The sequence below is a fragment of the Streptomyces sp. NPDC040622 genome (genome assembly GCF_055593965.1).
Map to the genome: position 1 here is coordinate 1 of NZ_JBVIXD010000027.1, position 16,040 is coordinate 16,040.

16 protein-coding genes are annotated in these 16,040 nt (G+C 70.0%); 10 read left to right on the forward strand and 6 right to left on the reverse strand.

Translation table 11 applies throughout. The features are described from left to right. From ACZ592_RS38985 to ACZ592_RS39005, 5 genes are all read left to right on the forward strand, one after another. On the forward strand, positions 1-4,276 hold a 4,276-nt coding region (locus ACZ592_RS38985), incomplete at its 5' end, for an amino acid adenylation domain-containing protein (protein WP_471586503.1). 59 nt (positions 4,277-4,335) lie between these two features. Beyond that, positions 4,336-4,590 carry a phosphopantetheine-binding protein gene (locus ACZ592_RS38990; protein ID WP_471586504.1) on the forward strand — a complete coding sequence of 85 codons (255 nt, stop codon included), beginning with the start codon at positions 4,336-4,338 and terminating at the stop codon, positions 4,588-4,590. Then, positions 4,587-5,768: an acyl-CoA dehydrogenase family protein gene (locus ACZ592_RS38995; protein ID WP_471586505.1), complete on the forward strand. Its 1,182-nt coding sequence runs from the start codon at positions 4,587-4,589 to the stop codon at positions 5,766-5,768. Before ACZ592_RS38990 ends, ACZ592_RS38995 begins: the two co-directional genes overlap by 4 nt. A gap of 2 nt (positions 5,769-5,770) precedes the next feature. Then, positions 5,771-6,808, forward strand: coding sequence for an HAD-IIIC family phosphatase (locus ACZ592_RS39000; protein WP_471586506.1), 1,038 nt, complete (start codon positions 5,771-5,773; stop codon positions 6,806-6,808). Positions 6,809-6,863: 55 nt separating this feature from the next. Then, on the forward strand, positions 6,864-7,451 hold the full coding sequence (locus ACZ592_RS39005) for a 1,2-dihydroxy-3-keto-5-methylthiopentene dioxygenase (protein WP_471586507.1): 588 nt from the start codon (positions 6,864-6,866) through the stop codon (positions 7,449-7,451). Between the two features lie 14 nt (positions 7,452-7,465). On the opposite strand, the gene ACZ592_RS39010 is transcribed toward ACZ592_RS39005, so the two are convergent. After that, a complete protein-coding gene (locus tag ACZ592_RS39010; RefSeq protein ID WP_471586508.1) occupies positions 7,466-8,104 on the reverse strand; it encodes a LysE family translocator in 639 nt (212 codons plus the stop codon). Between the two features lie 111 nt (positions 8,105-8,215). Between ACZ592_RS39010 and ACZ592_RS39015 the strand changes: the two genes are divergently transcribed. Next, entirely contained in the window at positions 8,216-8,773 is a 558-nt protein-coding gene (locus ACZ592_RS39015; protein ID WP_471586509.1) for a CGNR zinc finger domain-containing protein, read from the forward strand. 115 nt (positions 8,774-8,888) lie between these two features. Then, positions 8,889-9,266, forward strand: a complete 378-nt coding sequence (locus ACZ592_RS39020; protein WP_471586510.1) for a DoxX family protein — start codon at positions 8,889-8,891, stop codon at positions 9,264-9,266. 40 nt (positions 9,267-9,306) lie between these two features. Here ACZ592_RS39020 and ACZ592_RS39025 read toward each other — a convergent pair whose 3' ends face one another. The 3 genes from ACZ592_RS39025 to ACZ592_RS39035 all read right to left on the reverse strand — a co-directional run bounded on the left by ACZ592_RS39025 (position 9,307) and on the right by ACZ592_RS39035 (position 11,788). Further along, positions 9,307-9,621 carry a hypothetical protein gene (locus tag ACZ592_RS39025; protein ID WP_471586511.1) on the reverse strand — a complete coding sequence of 105 codons (315 nt, stop codon included), beginning with the start codon at positions 9,619-9,621 and terminating at the stop codon, positions 9,307-9,309. Positions 9,622-10,112: 491 nt separating this feature from the next. After that, entirely contained in the window at positions 10,113-10,631 is a 519-nt protein-coding gene (locus ACZ592_RS39030; RefSeq protein WP_471586512.1) for an MmyB family transcriptional regulator, read from the reverse strand. Positions 10,632-10,843: 212 nt separating this feature from the next. Next, positions 10,844-11,788, reverse strand: a complete 945-nt coding sequence (locus ACZ592_RS39035; RefSeq protein WP_471586513.1) for an MBL fold metallo-hydrolase — start codon at positions 11,786-11,788, stop codon at positions 10,844-10,846. Between the two features lie 328 nt (positions 11,789-12,116). On the opposite strand from ACZ592_RS39035, the gene ACZ592_RS39040 reads away from it, so the two are divergent. Further along, a complete protein-coding gene (locus ACZ592_RS39040; RefSeq protein ID WP_471586514.1) occupies positions 12,117-12,839 on the forward strand; it encodes a dienelactone hydrolase family protein in 723 nt (240 codons plus the stop codon). Between the two features lie 374 nt (positions 12,840-13,213). Here ACZ592_RS39040 and ACZ592_RS39045 read toward each other — a convergent pair whose 3' ends face one another. Next, on the reverse strand, positions 13,214-13,627 hold the full coding sequence (locus ACZ592_RS39045) for an STAS domain-containing protein (RefSeq protein ID WP_471586515.1): 414 nt from the start codon (positions 13,625-13,627) through the stop codon (positions 13,214-13,216). A 141-nt stretch (positions 13,628-13,768) separates the two neighbouring features. Here ACZ592_RS39045 and ACZ592_RS39050 point away from each other — a divergent pair, with 141 nt between their 5' ends. Both ACZ592_RS39050 and ACZ592_RS39055 read left to right on the forward strand, forming a co-directional pair. Further along, positions 13,769-14,332: a hypothetical protein gene (locus tag ACZ592_RS39050; protein ID WP_471586516.1), complete on the forward strand. Its 564-nt coding sequence runs from the start codon at positions 13,769-13,771 to the stop codon at positions 14,330-14,332. A gap of 605 nt (positions 14,333-14,937) precedes the next feature. Continuing rightward, the gene (locus ACZ592_RS39055) at positions 14,938-15,345 is read left to right on the forward strand and encodes a hypothetical protein (RefSeq protein ID WP_471586517.1); all 408 of its coding nucleotides are present in this window, start codon (positions 14,938-14,940) and stop codon (positions 15,343-15,345) included. A 113-nt stretch (positions 15,346-15,458) separates the two neighbouring features. On the opposite strand, the gene ACZ592_RS39060 is transcribed toward ACZ592_RS39055, so the two are convergent. Then, a complete protein-coding gene (locus ACZ592_RS39060) occupies positions 15,459-15,902 on the reverse strand; it encodes a hypothetical protein (protein ID WP_471586518.1) in 444 nt (147 codons plus the stop codon). Positions 15,903-16,040: the final 138 nt, after the last annotated feature.

A 16,040-nucleotide genomic window follows, 5' to 3' on the forward strand; every position in this document is an offset into this window, starting at 1 on the left:
GGGCCCGCTGACCCGCGACCTGAGCACCGCCTACGCCGCCCGGTGCGCGGGGAACCCGCCGGCCTGGGAGCCGTTGCCGGTCCAGTACGCCGACTACACCTTGTGGCAGCGCCGGGCCCTGGGGGACGAGAGCGACCCGGACAGTGTGCTGGCCACTCAGCTGGGCCACTGGAAGGAGGCTCTGGCCGGGCTGCCGGAACGCCTGGAGCTGCCGACCGACCACCCGTATCCCGAGCAGGCCGGATACGAGGGTGCGACCGTGCCGGTGTCGGTGGACGCCGAGGTGCACCAGGGTCTGGTCGGTCTCGCGCGCTCGCGGCAGACGACCGTGTTCATGGTGCTGCAGTCGGCACTCGCCGTGCTGTTGCACCGGCTCGGCGCGGGCACGGACATCCCTCTGGGTACGCCCGTGGCGGGTCGCGGCGAGGAGGAACTCGACGATCTGGTCGGCTTCTTCGTCAACACCCTCGTGCTGCGCACCGACCTGTCCGGCGACCCCACCTTCACGGAACTCCTCGACCGGGTCTGCACGACGAATCTGAGCGCCTACTCGCATCAGGACATCCCCTTCGAGACGCTGGTCGAGGCGCTCAACCCGACGCGGTCCCTGGCCCACCACCCGCTGTTCCAGGTGATGCTGGCCTTCAACAACATTCCCCGCACCGCACCGGACTTCGTCGGCGTCACGGCCACGCAGAGCACTGTCCGGGTCGATGCCGCCCGGATGGACCTGTCCGTCAGCCTCACCGAGCAGCGTGACGCCGACGGCGGTCACGCCGGGATCACCGGGGTGATCTCCTACCGCACCGACCTGTTCGACCACGGCACGGTCACCACGATGGCCGAACGGCTCATCCGCGTACTCAAGAGTGTCGCCACCGACGCGGAGCGGCACGTGGGATCGATCGAGCTGCTGTCCGACGGCGAACGGCACCGGCTCCTGGAGGGTCGGAACGACACCGCGGTGCCGGTTCCCCGTGCCACTGTGCCCGAACTCGTCCAGGCACAGGCACAGGCCGCATCGGGCGCCACCGCGCTGATCGCCGACGGCGTGCACGGAACTCACCTCACGTACGCCGAACTCAACGTCCGCGCCAACCGGTTGGCGCATCACCTGATCGAGCAGGGCGTCGGCCCCGAGCGCATCGTCGCCCTGGCCCTGCCCCGCTCGCCGGAACTGATCATCGCCCTGCTCGCGGTGTTGAAGACAGGTGCCGCCTACCTGCCGCTGGACACCACCTACCCGGCCGACCGCATCCGCTTCATGCTGGAGGACTCCCGTCCCGCGCTCGTCCTGACCCACACCGCCACCAGCGCGCCGTGGCCCGAGGGCACGCCCACCGTCCTCCTCGACGACCCCACGGTCCAGGCCCGGTTGACCACATGGCAGGACACCGACCCGACCGACACCGACCGTCTGACGCCACTGGATTCCGCCCACCCCGCGTACGTCGTCTATACGTCGGGTTCGACCGGCACGCCCAAGGGCGTGGTGGCCCATCACGCGGGCTTGGTGAATCTCGCTCTCGCGCAGAGCGGTCAGTGGGGCATCGGCGCGGGAAGCCGCGTACTGCAGTTCGCGTCGCCGAGCTTCGACGCCGCCGCGTCGGAGGTCTTCACGGCGCTGCTGACGGGCGCTGCGCTGGTGGTGGCAGACCCGGATCGGCTCACGCCCGGAGAGGCGCTTTCGTCCGTCTTGGTGGACGCCGGGGTGACGCACTGCACGCTCCCGCCGTCCGCACTGAGCGTCACGGATGCGGCGAGGGTGCCGGCCGCGATGACGCTGATCGTGGCGGGTGAGGCCTGTGACCCGGAGATGGTGGGGCGCTGGTCCGAGGGCCGGCGGATGTTCAATGCGTACGGGCCGTCGGAGGCGACGGTGTGTGCGACGGTGAGCGAGCCGGTGTCGGGGGCGGTTGCGCCGCCGATCGGTGGGCCGATCGCGAACGTACGGACGTACGTGCTGGATGCCGGCCTTTCTCCGGTGCCGCCCGGCGTACCAGGTGAGCTCTACGTCGCCGGGGCGGGTGTTGCGCGCGGCTACCTGAACCGCCCCGGACTGACCTCCGAACGCTTCGTCTCGGACCCCTACGGGCCTGCCGGGTCGCGCATGTACCGCACGGGTGACCTCGTGTCCTGGAACAGTGACGGCAGCCTGCGCTTCCTGGGCCGTGCGGACGACCAGGTCAAGCTGCGCGGCTTCCGCATCGAACTCGGCGAGGTCGAGGCCGTGTTGACAGCCTGCGCCGGGGTTCGGGCCGCCACGGCAGTCATCCGCGAGGACCGGCCCGGTGACCGACGCCTCGTCGGCTACATCGTGAGCGACAGCACCAGTGGAGCCGACCCGGCCGCCGTGCGCGCCCAGGTGGCCGACCGGCTGCCCGACTACATGGTTCCGTCCGCCGTGATGGTCCTCGACGCGCTGCCCCTGATGCCCAACGGCAAGCTGGACCGCAAAGCCCTGCCCGCCCCCGACTACGCGCCGACCACCCGGACCCGCGCCCCGAGCACCCCCCAAGAGAAGGCCTTCACCGGCCTCTTCGCGGACGTCCTCGGCCTCGACCCCGACCGCGTCGGCGTCGACGACGGCTTCTTCAGCCTAGGCGGCGACAGCATCAGCTCCATCGTCCTGGTCAGCCGCGCCCGTGAACACGGCCTCGACCTGTCACCCCGTGACGTCTTCCGCCATCACACGGCTCGGCAACTAGCCCGCACGACAGGCAGGTTGGCGGACGGTGGAGACGCGGCGGAGGGCGACGACGGTACCGGCTCGGTGCCGCTGACGCCCATCATGCGCTGGCTCGTCGAGCCCGAGCACACATATGAGGCATTCTTCCAGGCGCGACTCGTCCAGGTCCCCGCAGGCGTCGGGCGCGAGCGACTGGTCGACGTGCTGCAGGCACTCGTCGACCGTCACGATGTGCTGCGGGCCCATCTGACGAGGGACGGCGCACAGGGCGACTGGGCCCTGTCCATCCCCCCGGCGGGCAGCCCGCAGGCCCTCACGGCCGACGCGGCGCTGACCCGGGTGGACTGCACCGGCGCGACGACGGTCGAGCGTGCACAACTGCGCGCCGAGCACGCCACGCACGCGCAGGGACGGCTGGCGCCGCGCGACGGAGTGATGCTGCAGGCCGTCTGGTTCGATCACGGTCCCGACGAGCCGGGCCGACTGCTCCTGACGGTCCACCACCTGGTAGTCGACGGCGTCTCCTGGCGCATCCTGCTGCCCGACCTCGCCGCCGCGGGCGCCGCCGTATCGGACGGCCGCACACCGGAGCTTGCCGCCGTCCCCACCTCCTTCAAGCGCTGGGCGGAGCAACTGCACGCGCTCGCCGGTGAACCGCGGAGCACGGACGCCCTGCCGCACTGGACCGATGCCCTGTCCGACCCCGAACCACCGCTTGGTCAGCGGATGTTGCGGTCGGGTGAGGACACGGCGGCACGTCTCGACACGCTGCGCGTGACAGTTCCGGCGGAGTTGTCCCAGGCGCTGCTCACGCGGGTGCCCAGCACGCTGCACGCAGGCGTCGAAGACGTACTCGTGACGGCGTTCCTGCTCGCGGTGAACCAATGGCGTACCGCACGCGGTGTACCAGGTGCCTCCGGTGCGACGTCCCTCCTCGTCGATGTCGAAGGGCACGGACGGGAGGATCTGTTCGCGGGCGCCGACACGTCGCGGACGGTGGGCTGGTTCACGGCCGTGGCTCCCGTGCGGCTCGATGCCGGCAGGGTGTCCTGGGGTGAGGTCCGGCATGGCGGTCCTGCCGTCGGGCGGGTTCTGCAGCGCGTCAAGGAGCAGCTTCGCGCCGCGTCGGAGCGGCGGATCGCCTACGGCCTGTTGCGCTACCTCAACCCGGAGACCGCACCGGAACTCGCCGCGCTTCCCGGAGCGCAGGTGGCGTTCAACTACTTCGGGCGGGTCGGCCCGGGCGGTTCCCGCGCCGAGGACGACTGGCAGCAGGTGACCGGCGGTACGCCCACGGGTGGTCTCGACCCCCGGATGCGTCTGACGCATGCGCTGATGGTGAACGCGGCGGCAACGGAGGGGCCGTCGGGACCGGAGCTGTCCGCGACGTGGTCGTGGCCGCGTGACGTGCTGACGCCCGGGGACGTGGAGCAGCTCGGCGAGGGCTGGGTCACGCACCTCAAGGCGCTGGCCGCACACGCCGACGGGCCCGAAGCGGCCGGCCGGACGCCCTCGGACCTCTCCCTCGTCAACCTGAGCCAGAGCCAGATCAGCCGACTTGAGAAGAAGTGGCGTGGCAGACGATGACGCCCTGAACGTCATCGCCACCGCCCTGTTGATCATGTGAGTTGGAGTGTGATGTTGCAGTGACTGCCGTCTACGAGGACGCAGCCGTCCGATCCCGTGTGCTCGACTTCCTCGCGCGATACGTGGACGACCCCGCCGAACTGGAAGGCATACAACTGATCACGGGTGGGGTGCTCAGCTCGCTGGCGACCGTCGCGCTCGTGAGCCACCTCGAGAAGGAGTTCGGCATCGACATCGATGACGACGACCTGGAGATCGAGAACTTCGACACGCTGGACAGCATCGTCCGGTTCGTGCAGGGGAAACAGCCATGAGCCGGCAGCCGCCGACCGCGGACGGGCTGGGGCGACTGCTGCTGCCGCTGGCCGACGAGATCGAGGCGGCCAAGACGGTGCCCTCGCACGTCTTCGAGGCGATCGCCCGATCCGGTGCGATGGCCGCGATGGTGCCCGCGGAGTACGGGGGACAGCCGCTGAGCCACCAGGAGTACGGCGAGCTGAACCAAGCCGTGGCCCGTACCTCGGCGTCGCTGCAGAGCCTGCTGACCGTACACGGAATGGTGTGCGCGAGCCTGAGCCGCTGGGGGTCGGAGGCCGTGCGGCGGCGGCTGTTGCCGCGCCTCGCCACCGGTGAGCTCGTCGGGGCGTTCGGCCTCACGGAGGACAGCGCGGGCAGTGACGCACGGGCCGTCGAGACGACGGCGACGCCGGAGGAATCCCCGGAAGGCGCCGGTGCGGCGGACGACGTGTGGCGCCTGGACGGCACGAAACGCTGGCTGTCCTTCGGACAGCTCGCCCATTGCTTCCTGGTCTTCGCCCAGCACGACGGGCGCAGCGTGGCCTTCCTCGTCCAGCGCGACGACCCCGGCGTCACGGTGGTCCCCAGCCGGCCGACCAGCGGCTTCCGCAGTGCCATGCTGGCCGACCTGCACCTGGACGGCTGCCGTGTCCCGGGCGACCGCATGGTGGGCCGTCCCGGCTTCGGCGTGTCCCAAGTGGCGGGCAGCGCGCTGTCGTTGGGGCGCCTCTGCGTGGCGTACGGTTCCCTCGGCCTCGCCGAGGCGTGCTGCGACGCGATCCTGGGCCACACCAGCAGCCGGAAGCAGTTCGGCGGGCGGTTGATCGACCTCCAGCTCGTCCGTGGGCTGGTCAGCGACGCCGTGCTCGACACCGAGGCGGCGCGGCTCCTGTGCGAACAGGCGGCGCGGGCCATGGACACCCAGGACGACTGGCAGATCCAGCACGTGCTCACCGCCAAACTGGCGGCGTCCCGTGCGGCGGACCGGGCATCCGCCGCGGCAGCCCAACTGCACGGCGCCGCTGGCCTGGTGGAGGGCGGCCCCGTCGACCGTTGGGTACGGGACGCACGGGTGATGCAGATCATCGAGGGCAGCACGCAACTGCTGCAAGACCTTCTGGCCGAGGAGAGCCTGCAGCGCTTCCGGGTCCGCAGGCGCCACCCGCAATATCCGTTCGAAGCAGGCAGGAGCTGACCGTGTCGAGTGAGCTGGTCAAGTGTGTCGTCTGGGACCTGGATGACACCGTGTGGGAGGGCATACTCTCCGAAGGTCCGGGAGTGAAGTTGCGCCCCGGCGTCCGTGAGCTGATCGAAACGCTCGACCAGCGCGGCATCCTGCAGTCGATCGCCAGCAAGAACGACGAGAAGGCCGCCCTCGACGAACTCGAACGACTGGGCGTCCGCCACTACTTCCTCGTCCCGCACGTCTCGTGGCAGCCGAAGTCGGGGCTGGTCCAGAGCATCGCGCAGCGGCTCAACATCGGCCTCGACACCGTGATGTTCGTGGACGACTCTGCCTTCGAGCGGGCCGAGGTCGAGTTCGTGCACCCGCAGGTACGGTGTGTGGACTCCGCCGAGACCGCGGACCTGCTCGACCGCCCCGAGCTGACGCGGCCGGTGACCGAGGACGGGCGGGCACGCCGCACGCTGTATCTGCAGGCGGAGGAGCGCAACGCCTACGAGACGTCGTTCGCCGGCCCACAGGTCGAATTCCTCAGGTCCCTTGACATGCGCCTCACGGTCGAGGTGGCCACCCCTGAGGACCTGGAACGCGCCGCCGAACTCACCGAGCGCACCCACCAGCTCAACACCACCGGCCTGACCTTCTCCAAGGCGGACCTGCGCGAACTGATGGACCGGCCGGACCAGACGCTCCTGGTCGCCCGGCTCGCGGACCGCTTCGGTACGTACGGGACCATCGGCCTCACCCTGGTCGGCAAGACGGCGGAGGAATGGCGGATCCGCCTGTTCCTGATGTCGTGCCGTGTCATGGGCCGCAACGTCGGAGGCGCCATCCTGCGCTATCTGGCACAGACCGCCGAGGCCGAACAGGTGCGTCTGACAGCGGACTTCAAGCCCACCGACGTCAACAAGGCGATGTACACGGTCTACCGTCTGGCGGGCTTCAAGAAGACCTCCGTCGAGGAGCCCGTGCGGGTGCTGGAGATGGCCCCCGGCCTGCCGCACACCTATCCCGACTACCTTGCCCTGTCGCTGCCCGACGCCACCGGCTGAGACACATGGGCCCCACATTGGACACGCACATGGGACACGTGCTGAGGAGTGCGCCATGACCCTGCTGATCACGTGGCCGGATTCCGGCCCCGGCGCGGCCGTCCGCCGTACCGTCGATCCCGGTGAGATCGCCGCCGCGCTGGCACCCGCGGGCGTCCGCTACGAGCAGTGGGCACTCCGCCCGGACCTGCCCGAGGACCCGGACCCCGCGACCGTGCTGAACGCCTATCGGGATGACGTGGACCGTCTGGCCGCCGCCGAGGAGTTCGCCACCATCGACGTCGTGGGGCTGCGCCCGCGCAAGGACCTGGGGTGGCGGCTGACCGCCAAGGCGGAACGGAAGAAGTTCCGCAACGAGCACACGCATGACGACGACGATGAGGTGCGGTTCTTCGTCGCCGGCGCCGGGGCCTTCTACCTGCACGTCGATCACGAAGTGCATGCCGTGCTGTGTGAGGCGGGAGATCTGTTGGGGGTGCCCCGTGGGACCAGGCACTGGTTCGACATGGGGGCCGCACCTTCCTTCACGGTCATTCGCTTCTTCCACGACGAGGACGGATGGGTCGGCAACTTCACCGGCAGCGACATCGCCCTGAAGTTCCCTGATTTCGACGGGCTGGTGGCGGAGCGAGTGGCCGGCTGAGTCCCGGGGCGCCGTCACGGTACGAGGTCGGTCACCACGTCCTTGAGCAGGATGGCCGCGAGGGCGGCGAAGGTGGCTCCGGAGACGAGGTTCACCGTCAGGGTGGTGTGGCGGCCCCGCACCAGGCCCTGCCCCAGCCGCCCCGCGCACAGGCCGATCGCGCTGTCCCAGGCGAGCCCCATCACCAGGAAGATCATCCCGAGGGTGAGCAGCTGGAGCCAGAGCGGCCCGTGTCCGGCATGGGTGAAACGAGGCAGGAACGCGGCGAAGAACAACACGGTCTTCGGATTGAGGAGATTGGTGAGGACGGCCCGCCGCAGGAGCTGACGCCCGGCCGGCGTCCTGGGAGCCGTGGGCGTTGTCTTCCTGGCGGTGCGGACCGTGGCCACCGCAAGCCACCCCAGATAGAGCCCGCCTATCAGTTCCACCAGCACGAGCACCGCGGGGGTGGAGCGCAGCAGGACGGCCAGGCCGAGCGCGGCGGCCGTCACGTGCACGAGCATGCCCAGGGCCATTCCCGCGGCGGACACCAGACCGGCACGCGGACCCCGCTCCAGGGCCACAGCGACGATGTACGCGGCGTCCGGCCCCGGCGCGACGGTGATGATCGCGACCGCTGCCAGATAGGCCGGCAACAGAGTCAAGTCCAGCATGGCGGCCTCCCGGCTCCGGGTGCTGTAACGCATTGAACTGAATAAGTACGTTACTCATCCGGTAGGCGTAAGGCAACGCGTAAAGGGCTGTCAATGCGTTACCGTGAGGCTATGGCTGTCATGCTCACCGGGATGCCCCTCGAAGCCCTGACGGAACTGGTCAACGGGTGGGGGGCGCTGCCGCGGCAGGACGACGGCCGGGCGGACGAGCCGCATTGGCCCGCCACCCGGATCGCGCAGGGGCTCGGCCTGCCCGCGCGCGTGAGCGCCGCACTGACTCCACTGGCCCTCGCCGATGCCGCGGACCGTCTCCACGAGGTCTTCTCCGCGCCGGACGGAGAGGGTTGCGCACGCAAGCTGACGTGCCTGCTGTCCGACACCGGCGTTCACCCCGTCGTGCACGTTGTCGCCGGTGATGGCTCACTGCGCGCCGCGTGGTGCGTCGACGACACGGAACACGCCCTGGTTGCGGCGGCAGCGATCGCCTTGCGCGAATACCTTGCCGATCACGGCTTCGCACGCATCGGTATCTGCACCGGGGCCCACTGCGCCGACGTCTACATCGATCAGTCACCCGGAGGCCGACGCCGCTTCTGCTCGGTGACGTGTCAGAACCGCACGCGTGTGGCGGCGTTCCGCAGCCGCAGGGCGGCTGCCGCCACCGACTGAGCGTTCTGCCGTGGCCGGCCATCGACCAGGGCGGCCTCTCGTACTGACTCTTGAGTAACATCGCCCTGCGACAACACGGTTGTGCCCTCGTCCGTGCGCTCTCTCTGGAGGCCCCATGCCCCGCTCCGACCGCTCGTCGCTGCTGCTCGCCGGACTGCTGGCCGGTGCGGGTGTGCTGCACTTCGTTGCTTCGAAACCGTTCGAGGCCATGGTTCCACGCGTTCTGCCCGGGTCCCCGCGTGCCTGGACGCAGGCAAGCGCAGTGGTGGAGTTCGCGCTCGCGGCCGGCGTCGCCCTGCCCCGTACACGCCGTCCGGCCGCGCGCGCGGCGGCCGCCTACTTCGTGGGCGTCTTCCCCGGCAATGTGCAGATGGCGATCGACTGGCGCGACCGTCCCGCTCCCTTGAAGGTCGCTGCCCTGGCTCGACTTCCGCTCCAGGTTCCGCTGGTGATGTGGGCGCGCGCGGTGGCGGTACGGGCCGCGAAGGACTGACCGGCCGCCCGCATACCGTCTCATCCGTGGACCGCTCCGGTCACCCGGCCGACCCTGGCCGCACCCGCACCGCCGGGCCACCGCCCGGATCGGCCGACGGGTACACCGTCCAGCCGTGGGCGTCGGCGATGGTCTTGACGATGGACAGGCCAAGGCCGCACGCGGCCCGGTGCGTCTCCACCGTCACCACGTGCTGCTCCGCCTCGTCGGCGAGTTCGGCGACCGCGGTGGCGGCCGTCCGGTCGAGCGTGACCGGCTCGCGGTGCTCCAGCCCTTGCTCGACGGATGCCGGCAGGAGCAGTCCGTCGAGCAGCCGCTCGCTGTCCTCGGCCGTGGTGATCAGTTTGCTGCGCACACGCGCCACCATGGCGGGACCGGGGTCGAGGAGCCCGATCCCGGCCGCGGTGCGCTGGACGGTGAGGGGGTGCGCAGCTCGTGTACGGCGGTCGCGCCGGACCGCTGTTGTGCGGCGACGAGGTGTTCCTTGCGTCCCAGCATGGCGTCGAACGTGTCGGCCAGTCCGTTCAGTTCATCTACGCCACCTCGTGCGGCATGCCGTGGGTCGTACCGTCCTGGGCCGTCGCGGGCGGCTTCTGGGCGACCCCGGTCATCGGCATCATCGCCGGCCTCTGCCCCGCGGCCCGCGCGGCCGGACTCTCCCCGACCCTCGCCCTCCACGCGGCATGGACGCCTCGCGCCGACCGGGCCCTGCGGGGCCCGGTCGGGGTTCGCGGGGTTGAACAGGACTTCGGTGGCAGAGCGAGCTCTGTCGGCGTACTGCTGGAATCGCCCCACTCAAGTCGCCCTCAAGTCGCCCTCGATCAGCCCTCGATCCGCCCTTGAGCGTCAGGCGCCGCGCTTGCTCAGGGGCGGGGGCGGCTGGGGGCGGTTCGCGCCGCGTCGGTACTGCATCATCACGAAGCGGGCGTCGATGTCGGGAAGGGTGCTGGCGGCGGTCGCGCTCACCCAACCCGGCCCCTCCAGCGCGTGGTTGACCTGGAGCAGGGCGCCGTCGGGGTGGATGACTCGCGAGGCCGCGGTCGCCAGGTAGATGGGTCCCGCGACGGGGTCCATCCGCACGTCGCTGGCCAGGTTGACGAGTTCGGGGTCGCCCGGGTTGTTCGTGACCGCGTGCCTGATGGCCGGACAGGCCCCTCGTGCCCAGTCGTCGGCCCAGTTCAGCAGGGTGCCCTCGCGGGCCTGATCGTCGAGGAGCATCCACCGCATGATGTTGGAGGGCGCCCGGCCGCCGGGGAAGAGGGCCTCGAACTCGGCGTTGCACGCCACCACGTTCCAGTGTCTGTCGGCTATGTAGGACATCGAGCCCGTGATCCCCTTGACGACCGTCTGCCAGACCTGATGCATGGGCGTCCCCCCTCCTAAGTACCGCGCACGCAGCTGCACTTGTGCGCTCCCTCGCGTGTCGTCGCCCTTGGTCGGAGAGCGATCTCCGTTCGTGCGCCCAGCCTAACCAACACGGAGGGTCTGCTTCCGGCTCTTCCGGTGCGGTACGTGAGGTGCCAGATGTGCGGAAGTGGCGGTTCGGCCGCCTCCGACGCCCCGGGAGCGGCAGCGGCCTACCGGTATGCCCAGGCGGCTGCCCGGGCGGCGAGTTCAGGGACGGTCGGTGCGGACGAGTCGCCATTGAGATGGCTGTACTCCACCGCGATCAGGATCATGAGGCGCTCGGGCAGCCCCAACTGAGGGTAGAAGCCCTGCTGGAGCAGGTCTTCCATCGCCTTCTCCGAGCTCAGCCCGGCCTCGAAGCGCAGACGCACCTCGCGCTGCAGCGTGCGGAGGTAGACCAGGTGCTCTTCGAGCCCGGCCGCATCCGTCGGTCGTCCGTGGCCGGGTATGACGACCCGGGGACCGAAGCCGAGGACGAGCTCGCAGGCGTTGATGACGTTCTGCAGCGGGCCCGCCCAGTGCGACGGGTGGTCGCCGTGGAAGAAGATGTCGCCGGTGCACACCACGTCCCCTATACGGACCACCAGATCGCCGTCGTGATGCGCCGGCCCCACTTCGTGCAGTTCCACTTCCGTGTCACCCACGGTGAAGGTGTGCCGGCCGGAGAAGGTCAGGGTGGGCGGGGTCACCTGGGCCGACAGGAAGTCGAAGGCGCCGAAATGGTCGCGCAGATACCGGCCCAGCGGGGCGTCGTCGGGCAACTGGTGCACCAGAGCATGCATGTCCTGCGGGGTCGGCTCACGGTGCAGATGGTCGTGCGTCGCCCGAGTGGCGATGATCTCCGCTCCGGGAAACAGGTGATTGCCGAAGGTGTGGTCGCCGTTGGCGTGGGTGTTGACCACGGTCCCCACCGTACGGCTGCCGAGCCGGGGCCGGGCCGCGGCAATCATCGCCTCGGTCATCTCCCTGTCGTACGGGGTGTCGATCACTGCGGCATCGGGTCCCGAGACGATCCACAGGCAGTTCGCGTAACCCCAGCGGCCTGCGGCATCGGGCGCCCAAAGGAAGAGTTCGTCGGTGCCCGGCAACGCGGGGAGCTGCGTAGGAAGATTCATGGACGAAGTGTGTCCGACCGGGATGCTCGGCAGTGCGTGGGGGCGAGCGCACGCAGGCCATCCCCTAGTGGTAGATGTGCAGACAACTCGTCTTTCCGACCCGTGCGGTGACACGGGGACAGCGGCTTGGAAGGTTCGCGCGCCTCCACGAAAAACCCGTTGGTGGACCACGGCGGCCCCTGCTACGTTTCCGGAGGCCGTGCGAGAGAACGACGAGGAGGTGGTACCCGTGAACGCAGTATCGACATGGGTGCTCTCCTCCGGGGTCACGGTCGGGCGACAGGTCGCCCGGGAGCGCCGTTTCTGAGCACTCCCGAAGGACACGACCATGCACTTCACTTCCGAACAACGCCTGGACGACGGTGTCGTCGAGCGCGAATTCACCCTCGGCGAGATCCCCGGCACCCTCTGGACCCCTGAATCCGCCGCCTCGGTCCCGCTGATCCTGATGGCCCACAACAACGGCCTGCCCAAGGCGCAGCCCCGGCTGGTGGCCCGGGCCAGGCACACCGCGGCGCACGGTTACGCGGTGGCCACCATCGATGCCGCCGGGTGCGGCGACCGGCCCCGTTCCGCCGCCGACGAGCAGATCCGCGCCGACCTGCGCCGGGCGATGCAGGCCGGCGAGCCGGTCGACGAGATCTTCGAGTCGCTCATCGGCCCGCTGGTCGAGAAGGCGGTCCCGGAATGGCGCACCACCCTGGACGCCCTCCTGACGCTGCCCGGGATCGGCGGCCCCGTCGGGTACTCGGGATGGACCGCGCTGGGCATCCACCTCGCGGCGGTCGACCCGCGCATCGAGGCCGCCGGATTCTTCGCCGGGGGTTACGTGCCCCTGGCCCAGCGCGACGAGGCCCGACAGGTCACCGTTCCGCTGCTGTTCCTGCTGCAGTGGGACGACGAGGGGAACCCCCGGCAGCGGGCCCTGGACCTGTTCGACGCCTTCGGCACCAAGGAGAAGACGCTGCACGCCAATCTGGGCGGCCACACCGGCACTCCGTGGTTCGAGGTCGAGGACGGGTGCCGGTTCTACGACCGGCACCTGAAGTGAGGCCGGGCCGCCGTCAGGCTGACAGCGGACGTTAGGCGTCGTCGATTGGCGGTCGGCGGTCGGCGGTCGGTAGTCGGCGGTGAACCAGGATGCCGCTCATCGAGGAGGGCAGGTTCAGCCCCTCCTCGATGAGCGGTGACCGACGGATGCACGACCGCAGGTCGGCTCCGCCTGGACCGGTTCCACGGCGGGCCCACCCCTGACGGGCTACGCCGTGGAGCGCAGCGGCGGACCCGTCGGGCGGCGGTGAGGCACGGTGCGGCGAGCTGCGGACCGCGTCATCGGCGCGGGGCGGCGACGCCGTGGCGCACGAGGTTCCCAGTGCAGCAGCGCGACAGCCGCGAGCAGGGGAGCGCAGGTCAGGACTATGAACGTCATGACGCGGACGCCGTCCTCAAGCATCCCGGCACGTGCGGCTGCCGGACTCCGGCCACGCGCTGGAGGTGCCGTACGGCGCGGGAGCGGTTGGTGAGCCGCAGGCGGCGTCCACGACTCGGCCACCAGCTGAGGACGCCGAGGAAGCCGGAGTCGCAGAACGTGACGTGTTCCGTGTCCAGGACGAGTCCGGTGTAGCCGTCGGCGGCGGCTGAGACCAGCAGGGCCCGGAGCGGGGCCGCACTGGCGTGATCGATCTCTCCGGCCAGGTGGATCAGCAAGGTGGCGCCGAGGGAGGTGCAGGAGCGGACGACTATGACGCCGGGCGCGGTGTCCGCCCCCAACTCGTGCGCTGTGGCGCGGGCGGTGTCCGCGCCCACGTCCCGTACGGCGGGGGCGGCGTCAGCGCCCACTTCGTGCACGGCGGTGGGCGCTGGGGCGACGGGCAGTATTGGGGCGGTGCTCGGTCTACTCACATCCCTCTCAACGGCTTGTGACCTGCAACGGGACACGAGCCGCGGGACGCTTTCACCCCATGTGACCAGTGCGGCGGCGTGAGCCCTCAGCCCTTCGGCCCACTCCCGGCGCCTGCGGACACCCAGGACGTCCGTCGCCACCTCGATGCCGCCGTCCTCACCGGAGTGGTCGGCGTGAAGGGCGAACGCCGCCGCGGGAAGCCCACCCTCTGCACGCTGGTCATGACACCGTGGCAGAGCTGGAGCGCCGCCGCCGACCACCTGAAGGCGACCGCCCGCCGCTCCGAGAAGCCGTCTCCCGTGTGGGAGGAGCACCCCGCGTGGCACCCGCCGCCGCTGCCGTCACCGCCACCAACCGCCGCACCGACCGTCTGGTCCGCCCGCAACGGCGCCCCATGGACCTGCGCGTTCTTCATCGTCACGTCCACCGCGTGCCGGCTCGCCACAGAACGCGAGGCCGACGTCACCGGCCGGCTCCGCGCCGCCGCCCGCCTCGTCGAGCAGATCGTCGGGTCGTACGACGCCGTCGAAGGAGTCGCCCGAGTCGAGCTCGCCGCCGCGTGCTGCGAGCTCTGGTGGACATCCGCCGGCGCCGACCACGAACCCGCCTGCCCGAAGCGCGACCACCGGAGCGCAGCATGACCGACCGAATCCCGCTCGACAACCTGACCAGTGACCAACTCGACGCCTTGTACGAGCGGGCCGAACGTACCGAGCGGGCCGAACGTACCGAGCGCGCCGAGCGGGCCGAGGCAACCCTCAGACACCTCGTGCTCGCTTTCGCTCCCGACGTGCTTCCCGCATGCCCTCGCCGGCCTCCTGCGCGCGATTCATCATCCAGTCTCGAATCCGCCACCACACCAGCACCACAGGAGTGGCGGCGAGCGAGATCAGGCAAGCCTCTCCCCAACCTGCTGGATTCCGCGGCCGATAGTGCAAGTAGGCCACTCCGGCCGCGTAGAGCACGATGAACAACAAGAGGTACTTCACGGGTTTCGGAAGACTCATAAGCCTTCAACTACCCCCGTTTTGAATGCACATGACTAAGGGAAACCCGCTCAGTCTCCCCAGACCAGGACGCCCCTCAGGTGCTGATCACCGTACCGCCCCAGACGCCGCAGGCGCAGCGATGGCCCTCATCGCCACCCATCTCCGCGTCCGGCTGTCGATCCTCGACACACGCACGCCATCGAGGCCGCACTCCACGACACCGCCGGCCAGATCGCGGCTCCACCCAGCACCCGCCCATGGGCTTCGCCCCACGCACTTGGCCGGCCGCCGACCGCGAGCTTCGCAACCGCCTCGTTCGCGCCGACGCGATGGGCCCGCGCCACTGGGGGTGTACCGGCCACCACCACCCCGTCCCGTACACGGCACTGTGGCTGTTGGCCCGGGTCAAGGACCGGCTGGGGCCATTCCGGCGGCTGACCGTACTGGAGCGCGAGCACATCGGGACCGCCGCGGCCGGCGCCGCCGAGCGGACCGAGCGGGCCCTTCACATCGCCGCGCGGCGACGGACGTTGGAGCGACCGTGCGGGAGATGCGGCGGGAAGATCGACATCCACGGCGGCGAAGGCGCATCCCTCTCGCGCACCGCACCGCACCGCACGGGACGCGGACAGGTCTGGACGGAGGGTGGACCCGTCGCGGCGTAACTGGGCGGGTGCCGCCCGCCCACAGGAGGGTCAGGTTCAGGACACCTTGATCATGAATCCGTCGTCGGTCCTGTCGATAATGCGGTTCTTCGTGCAGGAGCCGCCCAGGAGAATCAGGCCGGCCAGAACTGGAGCAGGAACCGTTCCACCCCCTCCGGCACGCCCTGTTGGGCGAGGGGCGTGACCTCTTCCTGCCCCAGCGCGTGAGCGCGCAGCCGCCAGCTCAGGCCTGTAACACCAAGATCAATCTCGTTCTTGTCCGGACCGCCGGCCGTGTGAAACTGCAAGTGCCCCGAGGCGCAGTCCAGCTCCGCTTCCCCCGTCGCCTCCCACGGTGCGCTCTGATCAGGCTTGGGCGGGGAGTCCCAGATTTCGACCGCGAACGCGGCCGTATGCGTGTGACCACCCGACCTGATGTCCACCCGCCCATGCTCTGCCGTAACCAGCCCCTGCTCACCCTCGGGCCAGGCGTCCATGATGTCCTCGCCGGCATCCTGCAGCCAGAGCAGGTACCGCTCAATCAGGACCGCGAACTCCTCGCGACGGACCAACGCCACGTGACCTCTCCCCTCACTCGCGTCACTGCTCCGCCGACGCTATGCGGGATGCGGCCACTGCGGCAGTCGATGCAAGGCCAACCACCGCAGAGATCGACTACGACTGCATCGAGACGGTCCACGCAACGTCCGCGCCGC